The 20,811-nt window shown below is 63.8% G+C and carries 16 protein-coding genes and 2 tRNA genes; 4 read left to right on the top strand and 14 right to left on the bottom strand.

Annotated elements, in window-relative coordinates:
- Nucleotides 1-47: 47 nt before the first annotated feature.
- Complete coding sequence (locus GPJ75_RS23590; RefSeq protein WP_163271984.1) at nucleotides 48-1,268, bottom strand: deoxyguanosinetriphosphate triphosphohydrolase; 1,221 nt, start codon at nucleotides 1,266-1,268, stop codon at nucleotides 48-50.
- A 71-nt stretch (nucleotides 1,269-1,339) separates the two neighbouring features.
- On the opposite strand from GPJ75_RS23590, the gene erpA reads away from it, so the two are divergent.
- Nucleotides 1,340-1,690 (top strand): iron-sulfur cluster insertion protein ErpA, encoded by a 351-nt coding sequence (gene erpA, locus GPJ75_RS23585; protein WP_163271982.1) that lies wholly within the window; start codon nucleotides 1,340-1,342, stop codon nucleotides 1,688-1,690.
- A gap of 51 nt (nucleotides 1,691-1,741) precedes the next feature.
- Here erpA and GPJ75_RS23580 read toward each other — a convergent pair whose 3' ends face one another.
- Entirely contained in the window at nucleotides 1,742-3,112 is a 1,371-nt protein-coding gene (locus GPJ75_RS23580; protein WP_163271980.1) for a uracil-xanthine permease family protein, read from the bottom strand.
- Nucleotides 3,113-3,234: 122 nt separating this feature from the next.
- Between GPJ75_RS23580 and xth the strand changes: the two genes are divergently transcribed.
- A complete protein-coding gene (gene xth / locus GPJ75_RS23575; protein ID WP_163271978.1) occupies nucleotides 3,235-4,014 on the top strand; it encodes an exodeoxyribonuclease III in 780 nt (259 codons plus the stop codon).
- A gap of 253 nt (nucleotides 4,015-4,267) precedes the next feature.
- Here xth and GPJ75_RS23570 read toward each other — a convergent pair whose 3' ends face one another.
- From GPJ75_RS23570 to GPJ75_RS23525, 10 genes are all read right to left on the bottom strand, one after another.
- The gene (locus GPJ75_RS23570) at nucleotides 4,268-5,062 is read right to left on the bottom strand and encodes a tetratricopeptide repeat protein (RefSeq protein ID WP_163271976.1); all 795 of its coding nucleotides are present in this window, start codon (nucleotides 5,060-5,062) and stop codon (nucleotides 4,268-4,270) included.
- Nucleotides 5,049-6,773, bottom strand: a complete 1,725-nt coding sequence (gene ilvD, locus GPJ75_RS23565) for a dihydroxy-acid dehydratase (RefSeq protein WP_163271974.1) — start codon at nucleotides 6,771-6,773, stop codon at nucleotides 5,049-5,051. Before ilvD ends, GPJ75_RS23570 begins: the two co-directional genes overlap by 14 nt.
- 198 nt (nucleotides 6,774-6,971) lie before the next feature.
- Nucleotides 6,972-7,901 (bottom strand): TerC/Alx family metal homeostasis membrane protein, encoded by a 930-nt coding sequence (locus GPJ75_RS23560; protein ID WP_163271972.1) that lies wholly within the window; start codon nucleotides 7,899-7,901, stop codon nucleotides 6,972-6,974.
- Between the two features lie 239 nt (nucleotides 7,902-8,140).
- Entirely contained in the window at nucleotides 8,141-9,292 is a 1,152-nt protein-coding gene (locus GPJ75_RS23555; RefSeq protein WP_163271970.1) for an OmpP1/FadL family transporter, read from the bottom strand.
- A 368-nt stretch (nucleotides 9,293-9,660) separates the two neighbouring features.
- Nucleotides 9,661-12,444 (bottom strand): valine--tRNA ligase, encoded by a 2,784-nt coding sequence (locus GPJ75_RS23550; protein ID WP_163271968.1) that lies wholly within the window; start codon nucleotides 12,442-12,444, stop codon nucleotides 9,661-9,663.
- Nucleotides 12,445-12,775: 331 nt separating this feature from the next.
- Complete coding sequence (locus GPJ75_RS23545; RefSeq protein ID WP_163271965.1) at nucleotides 12,776-13,402, bottom strand: PopZ family protein; 627 nt, start codon at nucleotides 13,400-13,402, stop codon at nucleotides 12,776-12,778.
- A gap of 175 nt (nucleotides 13,403-13,577) precedes the next feature.
- Nucleotides 13,578-14,942, bottom strand: coding sequence for a TolC family outer membrane protein (locus GPJ75_RS23540; protein WP_163271963.1), 1,365 nt, complete (start codon nucleotides 14,940-14,942; stop codon nucleotides 13,578-13,580).
- Between the two features lie 181 nt (nucleotides 14,943-15,123).
- Nucleotides 15,124-15,798 carry a protein-L-isoaspartate O-methyltransferase family protein gene (locus tag GPJ75_RS23535; RefSeq protein ID WP_163271961.1) on the bottom strand — a complete coding sequence of 225 codons (675 nt, stop codon included), beginning with the start codon at nucleotides 15,796-15,798 and terminating at the stop codon, nucleotides 15,124-15,126.
- Nucleotides 15,799-15,883: 85 nt separating this feature from the next.
- Nucleotides 15,884-15,957, bottom strand: a tRNA-Cys gene (locus GPJ75_RS23530).
- Between the two features lie 197 nt (nucleotides 15,958-16,154).
- The gene (locus GPJ75_RS23525; protein ID WP_205602623.1) at nucleotides 16,155-16,445 is read right to left on the bottom strand and encodes a hypothetical protein; all 291 of its coding nucleotides are present in this window, start codon (nucleotides 16,443-16,445) and stop codon (nucleotides 16,155-16,157) included.
- A gap of 193 nt (nucleotides 16,446-16,638) precedes the next feature.
- On the opposite strand from GPJ75_RS23525, the gene GPJ75_RS23520 reads away from it, so the two are divergent.
- Nucleotides 16,639-16,713 (top strand) — tRNA-Asn (locus tag GPJ75_RS23520).
- A gap of 176 nt (nucleotides 16,714-16,889) precedes the next feature.
- Here GPJ75_RS23520 and GPJ75_RS23515 read toward each other — a convergent pair.
- Together GPJ75_RS23515 and GPJ75_RS23510 are read right to left on the bottom strand one after the other, a co-directional pair.
- Nucleotides 16,890-17,213 carry a Dabb family protein gene (locus GPJ75_RS23515; RefSeq protein WP_163271959.1) on the bottom strand — a complete coding sequence of 108 codons (324 nt, stop codon included), beginning with the start codon at nucleotides 17,211-17,213 and terminating at the stop codon, nucleotides 16,890-16,892.
- 94 nt (nucleotides 17,214-17,307) lie between these two features.
- A complete protein-coding gene (locus GPJ75_RS23510) occupies nucleotides 17,308-19,284 on the bottom strand; it encodes a bifunctional 2',3'-cyclic-nucleotide 2'-phosphodiesterase/3'-nucleotidase (RefSeq protein WP_163271957.1) in 1,977 nt (658 codons plus the stop codon).
- 181 nt (nucleotides 19,285-19,465) lie between these two features.
- On the opposite strand from GPJ75_RS23510, the gene GPJ75_RS23505 reads away from it, so the two are divergent.
- The gene (locus GPJ75_RS23505; RefSeq protein ID WP_163271955.1) at nucleotides 19,466-20,803 is read left to right on the top strand and encodes a mechanosensitive ion channel family protein; all 1,338 of its coding nucleotides are present in this window, start codon (nucleotides 19,466-19,468) and stop codon (nucleotides 20,801-20,803) included.
- Nucleotides 20,804-20,811 lie beyond the last annotated feature (8 nt).

Below are 20,811 nucleotides of genomic sequence, written 5' to 3'. Positions count from 1 at the left end.
GATTGAGAACCGCGCGGCAGCACGCGCCGCCGCAAGTGGCCTGCGCCCTATCGCAAATCGGGTGTGCGGTCAAACAGGCGCTCGTGCTCCTTGAGTGCATAGGTATCGGTCATTCCTGCTAAAAAGTCCGCTACATCGCGCGCCTTGACGCGCTCCTCTGCCCGGTCGAGCCCCTCGCGCCAGCCTTCCGGCATCTCGCGCGGATTGGCGAAATAGGCGTCGAACAGATCGCGCACGACGCGGTCGGCGCGGCTGCGCACCTCAAGCACGTCCGGGTGGCGGTATAGGTTTGCGTAGAGGAAGGACTTCAGCGCCTTCTCCTCCACCGCCATGGCCGGTGAGAAGGTGACCAATGTCCGCCCGGCGTCGCGCACGTCCTCGACCGAGCGCGGCTGCAAGGCATCGAGGGTCTCGCGCGCCGTGTCGATGACATCCTCGACCATGGCCGTGATCTGCCGGCGCATCAACTCGTGCCCGGTGCGCACCGGGTCAAGGTCGGGATAACGCTCCCCGACCGCGCGCAGGATCCGCCCCGGCAGGTCCACCCCGCGCAGCATGTCGAGCGTCAGGAGGCCGGCGCGCAGGCCGTCATCGATGTCGTGTGCGTTGTAGGCTATGTCGTCGGCAATCGCCGCGCATTGCGCCTCCACGCTGGCGAAGCGGGAAAGTTCGAGGTCCTGCAGTTCCGAATAGTCGCGGATGGCTTGCGGCACGGGGCCGTTGAGGCCATTGCCTTGCCTGTCGGTCAGCGGCCCATTGTGCTTGACGAGCCCCTCCAGCGTCTCCCACGCCAGATTGAGACCGTCGAACTCCGCGTAGCGGCGCTCCAGCCTGGTGACGACGCGCAGCGACTGGGCGTTATGGTCGAAGCCGCCCCATGGCGCCATCTTGTCGTTCAGCGCCTCCTCGCCCGTATGCCCGAAGGGCGTGTGGCCGAAATCGTGCACCAGCGCCACCGCCTCGGCCAGGTCCTCGTCGCAGCAAAGGGCGCGGGCGAGTCCCCTGGCGATCTGCGCCACCTCGATGGAGTGGGTAAGCCGCGTGCGATAGTGATCGCCCTCATGCGCGATGAAGACCTGCGTCTTGTGCTTGAGCCTGCGGAAGGCCGTGGAATGGATGATGCGGTCACGGTCGCGCTGGAAGGGCGTGCGCGTCGGGCTTTCGGGCTCCTCGCAAAAGCGCCCGCGCGAGAGCGCCGGATCACAGGCATAGACCGCGCGCGGCCGGTAGCCGAAGCCGATGCCATGAAGATGTGCCGGGCTTGCCATATCCGCCGCTTGTTGACTCGCCGCCTCGCCGTTCATACCTATTCGACATAAGCGAATGCAAGGTGATCTCCATGGGCATTGATGCCAAAATCGACATGAAGGGCGTGGAACTGACTGAAGCCGCGGCCAAGCGCATCGCCAAGATCCTCGGCGACGAGCCCGGCAAGATTGGGCTGCGCGTGTCCGTGGAGGGCGGCGGCTGCTCGGGATTCTCCTACAGGTTCGACCTTGCCGACAGCCGCAACGACGACGACGTCGCCATCGAGAAGGACGGCGCATTGGTGCTGATCGACGACCTGTCGCTCGTCTATATGGGCGGTTCGGTCATCGATTTCGTCGACGACCTCATCGGCCAGTCCTTCCAGATCAAGAATCCAAACGCGGTCGCTTCGTGCGGCTGCGGCACCAGCTTCTCCATCTGATCAGGCAAAGGGCCCGCAATGCGGGCCCTTTTCGATTCCATCCTTGGGCTCCTAATCCACCTCTTCCGGCAGGATGAGGTTGAGCACGATCGCCAGGAAAGCGGATGGCAGCAGGCCCGAAGTGAGCAGGATCTGTGCCGTCTTCGGCAGGTGCTGCAGGGCGCCGGGCTCCAGCTGAAGGCCGAGACCGACCGACAACGACACGGCGAAGATCACCATGTTGCGCCGGTTCCACTTGACCGCCGAAAGCATGTTGACGCCGGCTGCCGCCACCATGCCGAACATGACGATCACGCCACCGCCCAAGACCGTGATCGGCACGGTCGAGATCAGCGCGCCGACCTTGGGGATCAGCCCGCAGGCGATCAGGAAGATCGCGCCATAGGTCACCACATGGCGGCTCATGACGCCGGTCATGGAGATGAGACCGACGTTCTGGCTGAAGGAGGTGTTGGGAAGCCCGCCGAAGATGCCTGCCACGAAGGTGCCGAGGCCGTCGGCATAGGTCGCGCCCGCGATCTCCTTCTCCGTCGCCTCGCGGCCGGCGCCGCCCTTGGTGATGCCCGACACGTCGCCGACCGTCTCGATCGCCGAGACGACAGCCATGAAGCACATGCCGATCACCGCGGCCGCCGTTATGTCGAAGCCCCATTTGAAGGGAACCGGCACCGCTACCCAGCCGGCACTGCCGACATTGGCGAAGCTCACCATCCCCATGGCGAGCGCGACCAGATAGCCGGCAATCAGGCCGAGGAGCACAGCGGCAATCGACCACATGCCCCTGGTGAAGAATTTCAGGAGCAGCGTGACGACGATGACCACCAGAGCGACGCTCCAATTGGCGAGGCTGCCATACTGCGGTGTGCCGATCAGCGGCACGCCGCCCGCGGCATACTGGATGCCGACCTTGATCAGCGCGAGGCCGATCATGAGTACGATCAGACCGGTGACGAGCGGCGGCAATGCAAAGCGCAGCCGGCCGATAAAGGTGCCGAGCAGGAAGTGGAAAATGCCGCCGATGACGACCCCGCCCATCAGCGCTCCCATCGCGGCGACGCCCTGCCCCGCCACGATCGGTATCATGACCGGCAGGAATGCGAAGCTCGTTCCCTGCACGATCGGCAGGCGGCCGCCGACCGGCCCCAGTCCGACCGTCTGGAAAAGTGTGGCAATGCCAGCGAACAGCATCGACATCTGGATCATGTAGATGAGGTTGGGAAAGTCGGGGGAGTTCGAGCCGAAACCGAATCCGGCCGCACCCGCGACGATGATGGCGGGCGTAACGTTGGAGACGAACATTGCCAGCACGTGCTGGATGCCAAGCGGCACAGCCTGCGCAAGCGGTGGCGTATAATCGGGATTCCTGAGCCTTGCGCGCAGCTCATCCGGGCTTGCACGCAGGTCGACTGTCGCTCCTGTCATTGTGTGACCCCTCTCTGATAACCGCCCTTTCGTTATCTTTTTTTGTTGGCGGACGTGAAAAGATCACGCAGAGTTGCACATGTCACCACCCATGGTTTTTTTGAAAGAGAAACAAGCTCTGCATGAAGATCGCCACCTGGAACATAAACGGCGTCAAGGCGCGCATCGACAATCTCTTGCACTGGCTGCAGGAGGCGGGGCCCGACATCGTCTGCCTGCAGGAGATCAAGTCCGTCGACGAGCAGTTTCCGCGCGAGCCGATAGAAGCCCTCGGCTACCACGTGGAAACCAGTGGCCAGAAGGGCTTCAACGGCGTCGCGATCCTGTCGAAGCTACGCTTCGACGAGGTCAACCGTGGCCTTCCGGGCAACGACGCGGATGAGCAGGCGCGCTTCATCGAAGGGGTCTTCTCCACCGAGACGGGCGCCCTCAGGGTCGCCTCGCTCTATCTGCCCAACGGCAACCCGGTCGCCAGCGAGAAATTCGCCTATAAGCTCGGCTGGATGGAACGGCTCGAAGGCTGGACAAAGGCGCGGCTGGCGCTGGAGGAGCCTTTGGTGCTTGCGGGTGACTACAACGTCATCCCTGAACCGGCCGATGCCAAGAACGCCGAGGCATGGCTCGGCGACGCACTCTACCAGCCGGAAAGCCGGCAGGCCTTCCGCAGGCTTGCCAATCTCGGCATGACCGACGCCCTGCGCGCCGTCAACGACGAGCCGGGCGTCTACACCTTCTGGGACTACCAGGCCGGCGCCTGGCAGAAGAACAACGGCATCCGCATCGACCACCTGATGCTGTCGCCGGAGGCCGCGGACCGGCTGTCTTCAACCGCCGTGCAGAAGCACACCCGTGCCTGGGAAAAGCCGTCGGACCACGTGCCGGTGGTGGTGGAGCTGATTTAGATCCTTTCATCATTTCACAGAAACGATGAAAGGATCTAACCTTTTGATTTCACGCAATTCCGGACGGAAAACCGGTTTCCACTTTTCCTGGAATTGCTCTAAGACATAGGCGCGTGCCTTCACCCTCGTGGTTCGACAAGCTCACCATGAGGGCGAAGGCAGATCACCGTCGTGCAAGCCTCGACGTTGAAGGTTGGGCGCGCACGGAAGCCCTCATGGTGAGCTTGTCGAACCACGAGGGCGGGCCTCAGCACTATTCCATCCCGTTCGACAGATAATCCTCGGCCAGCGCGATGGCCGTGCGGCGGTCGGATTCGGCGGCCACGGCGAATGCCTCCTCCTGCATGGCGCGGATCCAGGGAACGTCGGCAGGTGCCGCCCGCTCCAGTGCTGCGGTCATCAGTGCCAACCCGCGCACGACCTTGCCGCTATGGAACAGGAGGTTGCCGAGGGTCGCCTGGGCACCGGCATGGCCTTTCTCGGCGGAGAGCTGCAGCCAGCGTGCGGCCTGTTGGACGTTTTGCGTCCCGCCCTCGCCGGTCAGGAACATGTGGCCGAGCTCGTATTGCGCCGATGCGTTGCGGTATGCAGCGGCCGCACGCATGAAATACTGCTGCGCGGCGGCCGGATTGGCCTCGACGGGCGAACCGGGAATCCCCGTCTTAAGATACCGGCCGACGGCCACCAGCGCGTCCGAGACATAGCTTTCGTCACGGCTGCCGGGCCGCACATCCTGCTGGGCGACCTCGGAGAAGAACTTGAAGGCCTCGTAGTCGTTGCGGGCAACGCCGTCGCCTTCGGCATACATGCGGGCAAGCTTCCAGCTCGCGCCGACCTGGCCGTTCTCGGCGGCGTAGCGGTAGGCCTCCACCGCTTCTTCCTTCTTGCCGCTCTTGTAGGCGGAGAAGCCGAAGCGGAAGACGTCCCAAGGGCTGCGCGGCTGCTGCACCACCACGTTCTCATCGAGCGCGAGCGCAGGGCCGATGGGGCCCATCAGCACCAGTGCGGCGGCGGCAAAGCCGCCCGTGATTTGCTTAGATATCCGCATAGCAGTGGGTTTCTTTCTCCCCGCCGGGATGGGTCACGGCGCCGTAGCGAGCCGAACCGACCGTCTGCGCGTACTTCCAGATCGCGCCGGACTGGTAGTCCGTTTCGCGGGGCGTCCAGCCCTTCAGGCGCTCGGCAAGCTCTTCCTCGCTGAGTGCCACATCGATCGTGCCTTCCACCGCATCGATGGTGATGACGTCGCCATCACGCAGAAGGCCGATGGGCCCGCCGGTGGCGGCCTCCGGCCCCACATGGCCGATGCAGAAGCCACGCGTGGCGCCTGAGAAGCGACCGTCGGTGATCAGCGCCACCTTGTCGCCCATGCCCTGGCCGTAGAGGGCGGCGGTGGTGGCCAGCATCTCGCGCATGCCGGGGCCGCCCTTGGGGCCCTCGTAGCGAATCACCAGCACTTCGCCTTCCTCGTAGCGGCGCTCGTTGACGGCGGCGAAGCACTCCTCTTCCGAATCGAAGCAGCGCGCCGGACCGGAGAACCTCAAGTTCTTCATGCCGGCGACCTTCACGATGGCCCCCTCGGGCGCCAGATTGCCTTTCAGGCCGACGACGCCGCCGGTGGGGCTGATGGGCTTGTTGGCCGGGTACACCACGTCCTGCGCGTCGTTCCACTGAACGCGCTCCATGTTCTCGGCCACCGTGCGGCCGGTCACCGTCATGCAGTCGCCGTGCAGGTAGCCGTTATCCAGCAGCGTCTTCATCAGAAGCGGGATGCCGCCAGCCTCGAACATGTCCTTGGCGACATATTTGCCGCCCGGCTTCAGGTCGGCGATATAAGGGGTCTTCTTGAAGATCTCCGCCACGTCGAAGAGATCGAACTTGATGCCCGCCTCATGGGCGATGGCCGGCAGGTGCAGCGCCCCGTTGGTCGAGCCGCCCGAGGCGGCGACCACGGCCGCCGCGTTCTCCAGCGCCTTGCGGGTGACGATGTCGCGCGGGCGGATCTGCTTGGCGATCAGCTCCATCACCTTCTCGCCCGAAGCGTAGTTGAAGCGGTCGCGCATCTCGTAAGGCGCCGGCGCGCCGCAGGAATAGGGCAACGCCAGGCCGATGGCCTCTGCCACCGTCGCCATGGTGTTGGCGGTGAATTGCGCCCCGCAAGAGCCGGCCGAGGGACACGCCGCCTGCTCGATCTCGGAAAGGTCGTCGTCGGATATGGTCCCGACCGAATGCTGGCCCACGGCCTCGAAAACGTCCTGGACGGTGATCTGGCGCCCGCGAAAGGTGCCGGGCAGGATGGAGCCGCCGTAGATGAAGACCGACGGCACGTTGAGCCGCACCATGGCCATCATCATGCCGGGCAGCGACTTGTCGCAGCCGGCGAGCCCCACCAGGGCATCGTAGCAGTGGCCGCGCATGGTCAGCTCGACGGAATCGGCGATGACGTCGCGCGACACCAGCGAGGCCTTCATGCCCTGATGGCCCATGGCGATGCCATCGGTGACGGTGATGGTGGTGAACTCGCGCGGCGTGCCCCTGGCGGCGGCCACGCCCTTCTTGACCACCTGCGCCTGGCGCATCAGCGAAATGTTGCACGGAGCGGCTTCGTTCCAGCAGGTAGCGACGCCTACCAGCGGCTGTGCGATCTCCTCCGGCGAAAGGCCCATGGCGTAGAGGTAGGACCGATGCGGCGCACGCGCCGGGCCGACGGTCACGTGGCGGCTGGGAAGTTTTGCCTTTGAAATCGCTCGAGCGTCCATAATTCACCTTTGCCGCAGCTTTGCGGCTTCTCCTGACACGCGTTTTCGTAATGGCGCGGTCCGAGAGATGTTTTCGGTGCGCCCGGTTTATGGCGGGAAATTGACGTATCGTCCCCGCACAGTTCTAGCGCATAGCATCTTGAGAAAGTGTTGCCGATCCGCAACATTTTGATAGCGGATCGGCAGATAGGACGCGGGCTAACGCTCCGTCTCGGAGCTCTCCTCGCGATGCAGTATGGAGGCCACCACCGAGGCGCCGATAATGAGCGCGGTCACGCCGAGCGCCACCATCGAGGGAATCTCGATATATTGGGCAAACAGCATCTTCAGGCCGATGAAGACGAGAACCAGCGACAGCCCGGTCTTCAGGTGGCGGAAGGTGCGCAGCATGCCCGACAGCACGAAGAACAGCGCGCGCAGGCCGAGGATGGCGAAGACATTGGAGGAAAAGACGATAAAGGCATCGTTTGAAACCGCCAGCACCGCCGGAATGGAGTCCACAGCGAAGACGAGGTCGGTGATCTCGACCGTTACCAGCACGACGAAGAGCGGCGTCATGTAGAGAAGGCCGTTGCGGCGGGTGAGGAACTTCGCCCCGTCATATTCCGGCGTGACACGGCCGGTGCGCATGAGCAACTTGACGGCGAAGCTTTCGCCGGGGTCGACCATGTCGTCGCCACTCGTCATCATCTTGAAGCCGGAGAAGATGAGGAGCCCGCCCAGCGCCATGGCCACCACGTGGAACTGGTCCACCAGCTTCACGCCCGGCACGATGAGCGACAGCCGCATGACGATGGCGCCGACGATGCCATAGAACAGCACCCGGTACTGGGCTTCCGCCGGCACCTTGAAATAGGTGAAGATGAGCGCGATGACGAAGATGTTGTCGAGGGAAAGCGCCTGCTCGATCAGATAGCCGGTAAGGAACTCGGCTCCCCGGTCAGCGCCAGCAAAGGCGAACACCCCGGCGGCGAACAGCATCGCCAGTCCCACATAGGCGCCCACGGTACGGCACGCCCCGGACGTCGAGATGACGTGATCCCGGCGGTGAAGAACGAAAAGGTCGACAAAGAGAATAATGGCGACGAACGCCAGGAAGCCGGGCCACAGCCAATCATGCAATGTCATTTGTTGGGTTGAAGGTTGCGCCGCGTTAGCGCGTTGTCGATCGGTCCGACATCACAGGCAACGCCTTGCCTGCCAGAGGGGCCCGGCCCGGGTGACATACCCCATCTATCTGCGGTAGTTCGGCTTCGGTTTCAAGCCCTTCGACGCAATTTGCCGCAACTTCCGGCCGCTCGCCGCACAAGAAAAGACCCGGCACGAAGGCCGGGTCGAGATGCAGATCGAACGGATCTGCCGCGGTATTACCATTTCACCTTGTAGGAGGCCGAGAAGATGCCGGCCCAGCCGGAATCGGCGGAAGCTCCCGCATTGATCGCGGTCGGATCGTCGATGTCCACCGAAGCCAGGTGGACGGCGCCGGCCCCGAGGCGCAACTCGCCGCCAAGCGAATCCTTGAAGCTGGCGCCCGCTGCGACCATCCACTTGTCTCCACGCAGGTCGAACCCGGTGCTGACGCCCTGGTCCCATTGCAGCAGAACCGAACCGGAGACCTTTTCCGTGAAGGCGTGACCGACGCCGGCGGTGATGGTCCAGCTGTCGTCCCAATAATATTGATTGAGACTATCAATCGTTCCAACGGCGGGGTTCGATACGGACAGATCCAGCGTCTCATTCACGGACCAATCCGTCCATTTGACTGAACCGAAAGCAAGCCAGCCCGGCGCGATGCCCGATTGAAGCTTCAACTCCACGCTTTGGGGAAGCTCGCCATTGCCGTCCGCCGAAAGCGGGACAGGACCAAACACCGGATGGATAAACACCCCGCTGCCCGTGGCGTCATGCGTCGTTCCCGACCGGTACATGAGTTCGGCGCGGAACGCGTATTCGGGAATCTCATAACCGATGCCCGCTCGCCAGCCATAGGCACGGCTATCAAGATCGACACTCAGCGGAGCTCCGCCAAGGAGCAACGGTTCGGCCTCCAGCGTGTAATCGAACGACTCGATGAACGCGCCGCCCAGAATGGCGAGGCGCCCAGGCCCGACGGGCAAGAAGACGGCACATGTGGCGCCGAATTCCGCGACCGTGAACTCTTCCAGCAATTTGCCGGAAGGACCATAAAACGAATCGTAGCTGGAATTCGCGCCATAGGGGGTCGTGAAGGTTCCCGCGCAGGCCAGGTTTTCGGTGAATCCGAACTTCACCGCCCCCGTCGGGATGATGTAGTTTTCAAGATAGTTATGCCCCTCAATGGCCGGATTGGGCGCCGCGGTTGGGGTCGACTCCAGCTTGTGGCTGGGCGTGACATAGATCGCGCCGGCGCGGAAAGTGAAATTCCCGTCGTCATAAAGAATATCCGTATCCGCCGTGCCGCGCGAAAACCCGTTGGCCTGGGCGCTGCCCGCGATGAGCACGGCGGTCAAAGCCGAATATCCCAAAAGACTGAAACGCATTACGAGGACCCTCCCTTACCTTTAAACGCTCGTGTGAAGGCAGGATAACAAGGCTATTATCGCAGACAATTAACTTCGCGCGTCGCGCAGCGGGAGAAGGCCAGCTTTTACCTGTACGTAAGCCCCATTTTGGCGGACAAGAGGTGCTGCGGCGGTGCAAAACGTGGCGAGGCCATGCCCATTTTGGCCGCAAATCGGCCGTTTTTCAGCAACAAACGCCGGCAGTCGAAGCCGCTGTTGCAAAAACGTGACATCCCTCCAAAAAGATGAACCATGGAGGAAGAGGCGGTCTACGCACTACCTCTTTTGCGCTTTCGGGACCCCCGCGGAGGGGCCGGGGCGAATCGGCCCGGCCCGCTGGCGGGCGCTCAGCCCGCCTCGCGCACGCGCGCCAGGGCGGCTTCGAGCCGCGTCCTGGCCTCGACGAACTCGGCCAGCTTCTCGCGCTCGGCGGCGACGATCTCCTCCGGCGCATTGGCGACGAACTTGTCATTGCCGAGCTTCTTTTCCAGGCGCTGGACCTCGCCCGCCATCTTGGCGATTTCCTTCTCCAGCCGCGCAACCTCGGCCTTAAGGTCGATGAGGTCGCCGAGCGGCAGGCAGAAGGTCGCCTCGCCCAGCAGGATCTGTGCCGAACCTTTCGGCGCTTCCCCGGCAAAGCCCACCTCGCCGACACGCGCCAGCCGCCGGATGGCCGGATCGTGGCGGGCAAGACGCGCCCGCGTCGTCTCGTCCGCACCGACGGCGATCAGCGGCGCCACGGATGCAGGCGGCACGTTCATCTCGGCGCGCACGGAACGGATGCCGGAGACGAGATCGACCAGCCAGTTGATGTCGGCTGCCGCCTCGTCGTCCTCGAAGCCCGGCCGCGGCCAGCGCGTCAGGGCCAGGAGGTCGTTGCGGCCGCCCTCGCCCGCCGTCAGCGCCCACAATTCCTCCGTCATGAAGGGCATCATGGGGTGGAGAAGCTTGTAGATGTCGTCCAGCACATAGGCCGCGCAAGCCCGCGCCTCGGCCTTGGCCGCCTCGTCCTTGCCGGAAAAGACGGGCTTGAGCAGTTCCAGGTACCAATCGCAGAACAGGCTCCAGACGAAACGGTAGGCCGCGCCCGCCGCATCGTTGAACCGGTAGGAGGTGATGCCGTCGGTCACCGCCGCCGCAGCCTTCGTCAGCTCCGTCAATATCCAGCGATTGATCGCCAGCTTGGCGTTCTCCGGCCGGAACGTGGCATCGCGCGCCACGCCGTTCATCTGCGCGAAGCGCGTGGCGTTCCACAGCTTGGTGCCGAAGTTGCGGTAGCCTGCCACCCGCGCCGGGTCGAGCTTCACGTCGCGCCCCTGGGCGGCCATGATAGCCAGCGTGAAGCGCAGCGCGTCGGCGCCGTACTCATCGATCAGTTCCAGCGGGTCGATGACGTTGCCCTTCGACTTCGACATCTTGGCGCCGTTCTTGTCGCGCACCAGCGCATGGACGTAGACCGTGTGGAACGGCTCCTCGTCCATGAAATGCAGGCTCATCATCATCATCCGGGCGACCCAGAAGAAGATGATGTCGAACCCGGTGACGAGAACGGAGGTCGGATAATAGGTCTTGAGCGCCGGCGCCTTGTCCGGCCAGCCGAGCGTCGAGAAGGGCCATAGCGCCGACGAGAACCAGGTATCCAGCACGTCCTCGTCGCGGGTCAGGATGTCGCCGGGGGCGAAATTCTCGAGCTTCTCCTCCACCCAGGCCTTCCACGGCCCTTCCAGCGCGATGTAGTGCTGGATGGCCGCTTCCAGGGCCGTCTCTTCGTCCTTCTCGACGAAGACCTGCCCGTCGGGGCCGTACCAGGCCGGAATCCGGTGTCCCCACCAGAGCTGACGCGAGATGCACCAGGGCTGGATGTTTTCCATCCACTCGAAATAGGTTTTCTCCCAGTTCTTCGGCACGAAGGAGGTGCGCCCGGCGCGCACGGATTCGATCGCCGGCTTGGCGAGCGTCTTGGCGTCGACGTACCACTGGTCGGTGAGAAACGGCTCGATGATCGTCGATTTCGACTTCTCATCGTGCGGCACCATGTGGACGTGGTCTTCGATCTTGCCGACCAGCCCGCCCTCTTCCATGATCCTGACGATCAGCTTGCGCGCCTCGAACCGGTCGAGCCCCTGCAACTGCTGCCACACGCCGCGCTGCATCCCGGTCGGCTCGAGGCCTTCGAGGAAATCCTCGTTCTCCAGGATATCGATGGCCGCCTCGGCGGTCATGACATTGATCGCGCGCAGGCGATGCCGCTTGCCGACCTCGAAATCGTTGAAATCGTGCGCGGGCGTGATCTTCACCGCACCGCTGCCCTTTTCCGGGTCGGAATATTCGTCGGCGACGATGGGAATCCTCCGCCCGACGATGGGCAGGATGACGTTCTTGCCGACCAGGTGCTTGTAGCGCTCGTCGTCCGGGTTCACCGCGACGGCGGTGTCGCCCAGCATCGTCTCGGGCCGCGTCGTGGCGACGGTGAGATAGGTTCTCTGGTCCTCGGGGTCGAAGGCCATACCTTCGATCGGGTAGCGGAAATGCCAGAGATGGCCATTGACCTCGACCTGCTCCACCTCCAGATCGGAGATCGCCGTGAGAAGCTTCGGATCCCAGTTGACCAGCCGCTTGTCGCGGTAGATGAGCCCCTGCTTGTAAAGCGTGACAAACACTTCGAGAACGGCCTTCGAAAGCCCCTCGTCCATGGTGAAGCGCTCACGGTCCCAGTCGCAGGAGGCGCCGAGGCGCTTCAACTGGTTCATGATGGCGCCGCCGGACTCCTCCTTCCACTCCCAGACCTTCTCGATGAACTTCTCGCGGCCGAGCTTGCGCCGGTTTATCTGGCGCTCCATCAGCTGCCGCTCGACCACCATCTGCGTGGCGATGCCGGCATGATCCATGCCCGGCTGCCACAAGACGTTCTTGCCGCGCATGCGCTCGAAGCGGACCATGATGTCCTGCAGCGTGTTGTTGAGCGCGTGGCCGATGTGCAGCGAGCCGGTCACATTGGGCGGCGGGATGACGATGGTGAAGGTTTCCGCGCCGGGTTCGGCCCCGGCGCCGGCGGCGAAGGCGCCCGCCTCTTCCCAGCGTTCGGCGATTTTCTTCTCGACGCCCGCGGCGTCATAGGTCTTTTCAAGCATGAGGGATGTCCGCGCTTGCCGGCGTATTGATATGTGCCCGGTGTAAAGCCGAAGGGTCAGGGCAAGTCAACCGTGACTACGGCACCGGCCCGAAAGCCGGAATCGGTTTCGGAAAGCACGATGCGCAGTTTCAATAGCTTACAGCGCCCCTTGTGTAGTGTCTGAAAGGACGCACGGCGCCGTAGTGGTGCGATCTCGGCAGACAGTACCACCTGTTTGCATCAGAGCACCAGCGCAGAAGCGCTGGCAATCGTCCGAAAGCCGACTACCCGCGCCCCACAACCGGGAACAGGCAGAAGGCTAGCCCGGGATGAAGAAGGAATGACCGGTCCTATGCCCCGCGGGCCACGCGCTCGATCTCTTCGCGCACCAGCCTTTCCACCAGCTGCGGCAGATTGTTGTCGAGCCATTCCTGCAGCATCGGGCGCAGCATTTCCTCGGCGGCCTCGCCAAGGCTCTTGCGGCGGCTTGCCTCGAAGGCCTCGCTGAGCTCCTCGAAGGCGGCCGCGACCTTGCGGCCGGACACTTCCGATAGAATGGCCGGGCGGTTGTCTCCGGAAGGCTGGGGGGCAGGCGCCGCTGCTTGCCGCACAGGCTCGCCCACTGGCGATTGCGACGCCCCGGACGTATCGACCGGACGCAACGCGGCGGCCTTTGGCTCCTCGCCGCCGGTCTTGTCCGCCGCGGTGGCATCCGGCTCTCGGCTTTCCGGTTGCAGCCATTCGAAGGCGCGGCCGGTTTCGTTCTTCGCTTCCGGTACCTTCTTTTCCGCAACCGGCTCCGGCTGCGATGTGGCGGCCGGCTTCAGTTCATCGCGGAAGGCTTCAACCTCGCGGCTGCCGTCCGCCTCGGACTTGGCGTCCTTGTGTCCGGATTCGCCATCCTCGATGATGCGCCGGATCGACGCCAGTATCTCCTCCATCGAGGGTTCACGCTGCGCACTGCCTGCCTGTGCCATTGCCGATAATTCCGCCACTTTATCTGCCCCCGCCGATCATCCGACCGCTCTGTCGCGGACAGAACGTCCTTGCGAATCACCACACAAGGGTAACGAAGGCTTGCGCGGGTGAGAATCCCTCAACGCGGATTTACGGCTCTTTCACACAGGAGTTGCCGGGACTGCCCCGAGCGCATTACCGCCCGTCCGGCGTGCGCAGGCCGAACCACTTGTCCTTGACGGCGTTGTAATGCTCTTCCGGCCGATAGGTGGCAACCTGAAGGCCAAGCTGGCTCGGCGAAAGCCGCCCCATGGCCGAAACGATGGCGTAGCTCGCCACCACCACGTTCCGCTGGGACTCCACGAGATCGATCTGCGCGTCGATGACGTCGGCCTGGGCGTCCAGCACATCGAGCGTGGTGCGTTGTCCGACGTCCCGCTCCTCGATGACACCGTTAAGTGCGAGCTGCGCGGCATTGACTAGTTCCCGGTTGGCCGACACGCTCTCGACCGCCGCCCGGTACTGGGTCCAGGCCGATGTGATGGCCTGGCGCACGGTGTCACGGGTCACATCGACGTTGATGCGCGCCTGGCCGAGCGATTCCTTCGACTGGCGGACCCGCGCCGAGGCCTCGCCGCCCTGATAGATGGGCACGGTCAGCGTAAGTCCGATGCTGGCGGAGTCCGAGGTGGTGTCCCCGTCCAGTCCCTGGCTCGGATCCTGGTAGTTCCTGCTCAAACCCGCCGTTGCCGAAAGGTTCGGCAGGAGCGTGCCTTCCCTCGCCTTCACCGAGAAAGCCGCCGCGTCCACCTGATGCTGCCTGGCGACGATGGCCGGATGCTGCGCGAGCGCCAACCCCACCGCCTGCTCCAGGCTCGACGGCAGAAGCCTCGTCAGCGGGCTCGGCATCTTCAGCGTGCCAGGCTCCTCGCCCACCAGCTCCCGATAGGTCGCCGCACTCGCGTCAACTTGCGCGCGCGCCGCCGAAAGTTGCGCCAGGGCGGCCTGCCGGCTCGCCTCGGCCTGGGCCACGTCGGTGCGTGTGCCCTCGCCCACTTCGAAACGCGAGCGCGCCGAGCGCACCTGCTCTTCCAGAAATTCGAGGTTGCGGGCCCTGAACACGGAGATCTGACGGTCGCGGATGACGTCCATGTACGCGCTCGCGGCGTCGAACAGGGTGTTCAATTCCTCGTTGCGCAGCGATTCGTTGGCGGCGCGCACCTGGGCTTCCGCCGCGCGGGTGTTGTTGCGCGTCTGAAAGCCGTCGAAGATCGGTTGCTGCAGGTTGATGCCGAACTCACCGGTGCGGATTTCCGTGCCATCGGTGCTCCTCAGTTGCAAGGAGCCGGTTGCCGAGATGCGCGGCCGCAAACCCGATTTGGCAATCGCCACATCCTCGTCCGTCACGCGGACGCCGGCGCGCGAGGCATTGAGACTGGAATTGTTCTGGTAAGCCTTGGCGAGGGCCCCCTCGATTGTCTCGGCGCTGGCCGGAACGGGAGCGAGAACAAGGGCTGAAACAGCAAGAACAGGGAGCAAGCAACGGCGAAAGAACGGCACGACCAACCTCACATTGTGCTTCGCACGGGCCTCTCGTGCCCGTACGGCTTGTTTTTCTGGGCCTTTGCGGCCTTGAGCACCCCCCGGGCACGCGAGCAAGCCGCATGATTCCGGTTCTACGAGCGAGAGGTTACATCATAAGCCCGATCAAATCCGTTGCGCATTCGCAACACGCCGCCTCTCAAAAAACAAATCCTTTCTCCCGCTCGAAGCCTGGCAGCGGCTTCACCGCGGCATTGAACTCCTCCCGCCACGACAATACCCCGTCCTCCTTGACGAACAGATGCGCCCTTGCCGCATTGCCGTGGCCGACCACCGCGACCAGGCGGCCGCCCTCACCCAACTGGTCGAGAATCGCGTCGGGCACGGTCTCCACGGCGCCGCCAATGAAGATCACGTCGTAGGGCGCTTCGCTCGGGTGCCCCTTCTCCAGCGGGCCGGTGACGACCGTAACGTTGACGCAGTCGAGCTCGGCAAGGGTGGAGGCGGCGGTCTCGGCCAGGGCCGGATCGCACTCCAGCGCCACAACGAAGCTCGAGATCCGGGAGATGATGGCGGTCGAGTAGCCCGTCGCGCAACCGATATCGAGAACGAGATCCGATGGCTTCACGCCGGCAAGCTGCACCAGCCGTGCGAACTGCGCCGGCTCCATGAGGTAGCGCGCCGGTTGACCCTCGGTGGCCGCCGAAACTTCCAAATCCTCGTCGATATAGGCAAGACTGCGGCGCCGGCTGGGCACGAAGGCCTCGCGGGGCGTTTCGCGAAACGCCTCAAGAAGCGGCACGTTGGTCACGTCGCGCGTGCGAAGCTGGCCCTCGATCATCTTGGCGCGCTGCACGGAAAAATCGGCGTTCATCACCCTCGTTCCCGTCTCCGGCGCGCCGGGCGCGCACCCTTTCCCCTCAAAGTGCGGGCCGCTGCCGCACCGTCGGTGTCAAAACTGGAGGCCTCGCCCGGAATCGAACCGGGGTGCAAGGATTTGCAGTCCTCTGCGTAACCACTCCGCCACGAGGCCATGCCGCCCATGAGCGGCGAGGAGGTTCAATAGGTGGCGCCGAAATTCGCGTCAAGCCGACATATGTGATTACTGACGGTTTCCTGCGCATCTTCGGCAAGCGCCTTCCCCCGCGCTTCATGTAGTATCGGGACGGCAGAATGGGAACACGCCAGGCGATTGTCGTTGACGGTGATCGCATCCGGCCGCGGCGCCCGTCAGTCCCGCCTTCCCTTTCGCCGGTGCCACCAGACCTCGAGGCGCCGCCGCCACCGTCTGATAGCGGCCAGGTCGTAGGAAAGGATAAGCAGGCCCACGGGGATCATCCAGAAGCCGAGAACCGGCAGGAAGCCGAAAATGCCGAGCAGGACCAGCACACCGCCGCTCAAGAGCCGCGCCGGACGGGAATGCGGGATAGGCAGGCGCCGCCCGGCTATGGAGACGTGCGGCCGCTTTTTCCTGCGCCGATCATCGTCAGCGTCTTGCGGCGAGGTGTTGTGCTGTTGCATTGGCTTGCGTTGTCCATTCCATTCAGCCTCCTCCCGCCCGGGTTCCCTCTTGCCGCCCGTCCGGCGTTCCCCCATATGTGGCCATGCAGCGGCGAATGCGAGGCCGCCCTCGAAAATAGTGGAAAAAAGTCGCCGATGGCGCTTTGCAAAAGTGAAAGCTCTTTGCTATAGCCACGCGCCAGAGCACAGGCATTCCCCGGTAGCTCAGCGGTAGAGCAACCGGCTGTTAACCGGTTGGTCGCTGGTTCGAATCCGGCCCGGGGAGCCATTTTCTCCTTTACCGACGTTGAAATACCGGAATTGCACGGTTTCCAGAGCGATTCCGGGAAAGCGGACACCGGTTTTCGTCCGGAATTGCAACAAAACTAAAGAGTTGGACCCGCTCATCGGTTCCATGAAAAGATGAACGGTCTGGCGTTGCCATGCCGCGCCAGGCCGGACGCTTCAACGCCCTTTCCGGCCGCCCGAACCGGCGGCACCGGCCTTGGAAACGAAGTCCGCGGCCAGCCGCATCTCCCTCAGCGGGCGCACCTTGGTGATGCACTCGGCATAGATGGGGTGCGCCTTGTAGGCGGCGAGCGCCGCCTCGTCGCGGAACTCGCCATAGACCACCACGTCGACCTCCCCGCCAAGCTGATCGACCTTGCGGTTGATGCCTATCTCGAAGAAATCCGAATGCGGGATCTGCCCCAGCATACCCAGTTCCTCGGCGATGCGCTCGACGTCCTCGCGCTTTCGGGCACTGAAAAAAACGATGTGGCGAATCACGGGCGGCCTCCGGCTTTCTCACCTGCAGGACTCGTGCGCCGGAGGGGAGGTTGTCAATGTGCCGCGCTGCCGCGCCCGCCGCTCACCCCACCGCTCATAGGGCGATGCGGTAGAGTGCGAAGCCCTCCTGCCCCTCACCCGCCGGCTCGATCGAAACCCCTTCCACGTCGGCCGCGAACTCGGCGCCCTTCGGCCCGGTTTCGAACAGAACCGACGTGTTCTCCAGCGGCGCAAAACGCCAGTTGGCGTCGGCTGACGGGTTGATGGTGCCTTCTTCGATGATGTAGCGCACGATCACGTCGCGGTTGGTGTCGGGCGCCTCGAAGATCAGCTTGTCCGGCCCGATGCCGGGAAAGTTGCCGCCGCCGCCGGCGCGGTAGTTGTTGGAGGCGACGACGAATTTCTGTTCCGGGTCAATGGGTTCACCGTCGAACATCAGGTCCGTTATACGGTGGGCGTCGGGATTGATCAGCTCCCCGTCCGATGAATAGCGCGACGGCTGGCTGAGATCGATCGCATAGGTCACACCGTCGATCACGTCGAAATTGTAGGAAGGGAAGGCCGTGTTCAACAGCGGCTGGTCCGCCTTGCCCGGCTCGACTTGGTTGAAGATGCCGGCCGACCGCTCCAGCCATTCCCTCACATCCGCCCCGGTGACGAGCACCGCCTGTACGGTGTTGGGATAAAGGTAGAGGTCGGCCACGTGCTTGATGGCCACGTCGCCCGCCGGAACGTCGGTATAGTAGTCGGGACCGCCGCGCCCGCCCGCCTTGAAGGGGGCGGCCGCCGAAAGCACGGGAATATCCTTGTACTCCGTGTCCTTCAGCATGTCCTTGATATACCAGACTTGCGCCTTCGAGACGATCTGCACCGACGGGTCGTCGGCAACGAGCGCGAAATAGGAATGCAGCGGCGCGGACGTCTTGCCGACGGGCGTGCGCACGTAGGTGAGCGTCGCCTGATGGTCTTCGCGCACCGCCTCTTCCACGTCCGCCTTGCTCTCCACCGTCGGCTCGACCGCCCGCTCGACGCGATTGAAGATGGGCCGCGCCTCGCTGGTGGAGCCGATGACCCGCCAGGCATTGCCGTCGCGCTCGAGCATCAGGTCGATAAGCCCGAGATGCGAGCCCCAGAAGCCGCCCATCACGCCGGGCTTGCCGCCGATCAGGCCCTTGGCATTGTCCACCCCTTCAACGCCGTCGAACTTCGATCCCGGAAAATCGAGATGGCTATGACCGGTCACAACCGCGTCGATGCCATCGACGCCGGCCACCAGCAGCGAGGCATTCTCAAGGTTCTCCTCGTATTGCGCCGGGCCGACGCCGGAGTGCGAAAGCGCGATGACGATGTCCGCGCCCTCCTCCTTCATCTGCGGCACCCAGGCCTCGGCGGACCTGACGATGTCGCGCGTCATCGCCTTGCCGGTGAGGTGCCTCGAATCCCAGGTCATGATCTGCGGCGGCACGAAGCCGATGAGACCGACGCGGATGGGATGCTCTTCCCCCGCTCCGTCCGTAAGCGTCTTGTCGAGGATGATGTAGGGTTTGAGGAAAAGCTCGTCGTCGCGCGCGTTGGCGGCAAGCCCGCCCTTGGTCAGGTTGGCGCAGACGAACGGGAAATTGGCGCCGGCCAGCACCTTGAACATGAAGTCGAGGCCGTAGTTGAATTCGTGGTTGCCGAGGGTGGAGCAGTCGTAGCCGAGCGTGTTCATGGCCTTGATGATCGGGTGGACGTCGCCCTCCTTCATGCCGCGCTCGTAGGCGACGTAGTCGCCCATCGGGTTGCCCTGGAGAAAATCGCCGTTGTCGATCAGCATCGCATTGGTCGCCTCGGCGCGAATCTGGTCCATGATCGTCGCCGTGCGGGCCAGTCCCATCGTGTCATTGGGCTTGTCGGCGTAATAGTCGTAGGGGAAGACGTGCACGTGCAGGTCCGTCGTCTCCATGATGCGCAGGTGCGCCTGATTGGCGGCCGCCCGCGCGGAGAAGGGGTGAAGAGCGATCAGCGCACCCGTCGCTCCGGCTCCGGCAAGGAAGGAACGGCGGGAAATGGGATGGTGCGTCGCGGACATGAATTCCCTCTCTGGCAGGCCTTGATAACAAGGAAGAAGTGTTGCGCCTAATGCCTGCCCAGTCCAGCAAATTCGAGTGACGGCAGCGTGACGAAGCGGGCCCCTTCCGCCACAGTTGTCGGGCCGTGGCGGTGACCTTAGTATTCGACGGTCGAGGGGCGCAAAAGGCAAGGGGTTGGTTATGGAACAGCCAGTTGAGGCTCCCGATCTGGGCGGGCTTGCGAATTCGCTCCTCGGCCTGCTGGAGCAAGGTTTCAACCAGGTAACCGAACCCTGGTTCGCCTATCAGCTTGTCATCATCCTGATCGTCTTTTCGGGCGCCAAGTTCCTGTCGCGCAGGGTCGTGCCGAGGCTGGAGGACCGGGCACGCCAGATCCACGGCCACCGGGGCTTCATGCGCATCGCGGTAGCGCTTATCCAGCAGACGGACTGGATCATCTTCGCGGCGCTCCTGTTCCTGGCTCTGTCGGTCATGCGCGCCGTCACCTGGCCGAGCCGCAGCTGGCTGATCGCGGTGGTGCTGTCGCTCTCCGCGGCCTGGATCGCTGCCTCCGTTCTGTCGCGCGTCATCCGCAACAGGCTCGCCGCGCGCATTGTCGCTTGGTTGGTGTGGGTCTATGCCGCGCTGGTCATCCTCGGCCTCGACCAGCCGATCGCGGCCCTTCTCGATTCGCTCGCCCTCCCCCTGGGCGACTTCAGGCTGTCGGCACTGGTTGTCCTGAAATCGCTGCTGGTGCTGGCGGCTGCACTGTGGATCTCAGTGCTTGCCGGCAATTTTCTCGACGAAAGGGTGCAGCAGACGACGGACCTTACGCCATCGATCCGCGTCTTGGTCGGCAAGGTCGCCAAGATCGGCGTGATCCTGATCGCCGGCGCCGTCGCCCTTTCCACCGTCGGCATCGACCTTACCGCCCTTACCGTCTTTTCCGGCGCCGTCGGCCTCGGGCTCGGCTTCGGCCTGCAGAAGGTGGTCTCCAATTTCATTTCCGGCATCATCATCCTGCTCGACAAGTCGATCAAGCCGGGCGACACGATCTCGCTCGGTGAGACATTCGGCTGGATCCGCGAACTGCGGGCGCGTTTCGTTTCCGTGATAACGCGCGACGGGCGCGAATACCTCATTCCCAACGAGGATTTCATCACCGAGCGGGTGATCAACTGGTCGTTCTCGGACGAGCTGGTTCGTCTCGACGTGGAATTCGGCGTCTCCTATGACGCCGACCCGCACAAGGTCATCGAACTGGCGATCGAGGCCGCAGCGGGTGTCGGCCGTGTGGAAGAGAGCCGCCGCCCGGTCTGCTGGCTCACCGGCTTCGGCGATTCGTCCCTCGATTTCGTGCTGCGGTTCTGGATCCGCGATCCACAGCAGGGACTGACCAATATCCGCGGCAAGGTGTTCCTGGCTCTATGGGACGCCTTCAAGGAAAACGGCGTCCAGATCCCCTACCCGCACCGCGAGATCATCATGAAACAGCCGCAAAAGCTGCCAGACGGGATAGCCGGCCTGCCGGCCGACTGACAGCAGGG

The sequence above is a fragment of the Chelativorans alearensis genome (genome assembly GCF_010993735.1).
Lineage (GTDB): Bacteria > Pseudomonadota > Alphaproteobacteria > Rhizobiales > Rhizobiaceae > Chelativorans > Chelativorans alearense.
Note: the sequence above shows the minus strand (reverse complement) of the source record. Positions and strands in the feature narration are given on the sequence as shown.

Excerpts from the sequence above, each read along its gene's own strand:
- GPJ75_RS23550 (WP_163271968.1), bottom strand. The coding sequence starts at position 12,444 with ATGCTTGAAAAGACCTATGACGCCGCGGGCGTCGAGAAGAAAATCGCC.
- GPJ75_RS23505 (WP_163271955.1), top strand. The coding sequence starts at position 19,466 with ATGGAACAGCCAGTTGAGGCTCCCGATCTGGGCGGGCTTGCGAATTCG.
- xth (WP_163271978.1), top strand. The coding sequence starts at position 3,235 with ATGAAGATCGCCACCTGGAACATAAACGGCGTCAAGGCGCGCATCGAC.
- GPJ75_RS23555 (WP_163271970.1), bottom strand. The coding sequence starts at position 9,292 with ATGCGTTTCAGTCTTTTGGGATATTCGGCTTTGACCGCCGTGCTCATC.
- GPJ75_RS23510 (WP_163271957.1), bottom strand. The coding sequence starts at position 19,284 with ATGTCCGCGACGCACCATCCCATTTCCCGCCGTTCCTTCCTTGCCGGA.
- GPJ75_RS23535 (WP_163271961.1), bottom strand. The coding sequence starts at position 15,798 with ATGAACGCCGATTTTTCCGTGCAGCGCGCCAAGATGATCGAGGGCCAG.
- GPJ75_RS23560 (WP_163271972.1), bottom strand. The coding sequence starts at position 7,901 with ATGACATTGCATGATTGGCTGTGGCCCGGCTTCCTGGCGTTCGTCGCC.
- GPJ75_RS23545 (WP_163271965.1), bottom strand. The coding sequence starts at position 13,402 with ATGGCACAGGCAGGCAGTGCGCAGCGTGAACCCTCGATGGAGGAGATA.
- GPJ75_RS23525 (WP_205602623.1), bottom strand. The coding sequence starts at position 16,445 with ATGCAACAGCACAACACCTCGCCGCAAGACGCTGACGATGATCGGCGC.
- GPJ75_RS23590 (WP_163271984.1), bottom strand. The coding sequence starts at position 1,268 with ATGGCAAGCCCGGCACATCTTCATGGCATCGGCTTCGGCTACCGGCCG.
- GPJ75_RS23580 (WP_163271980.1), bottom strand. The coding sequence starts at position 3,112 with ATGACAGGAGCGACAGTCGACCTGCGTGCAAGCCCGGATGAGCTGCGC.
- ilvD (WP_163271974.1), bottom strand. The coding sequence starts at position 6,773 with ATGGACGCTCGAGCGATTTCAAAGGCAAAACTTCCCAGCCGCCACGTG.
- GPJ75_RS23570 (WP_163271976.1), bottom strand. The coding sequence starts at position 5,062 with ATGCGGATATCTAAGCAAATCACGGGCGGCTTTGCCGCCGCCGCACTG.
- erpA (WP_163271982.1), top strand. The coding sequence starts at position 1,340 with ATGGGCATTGATGCCAAAATCGACATGAAGGGCGTGGAACTGACTGAA.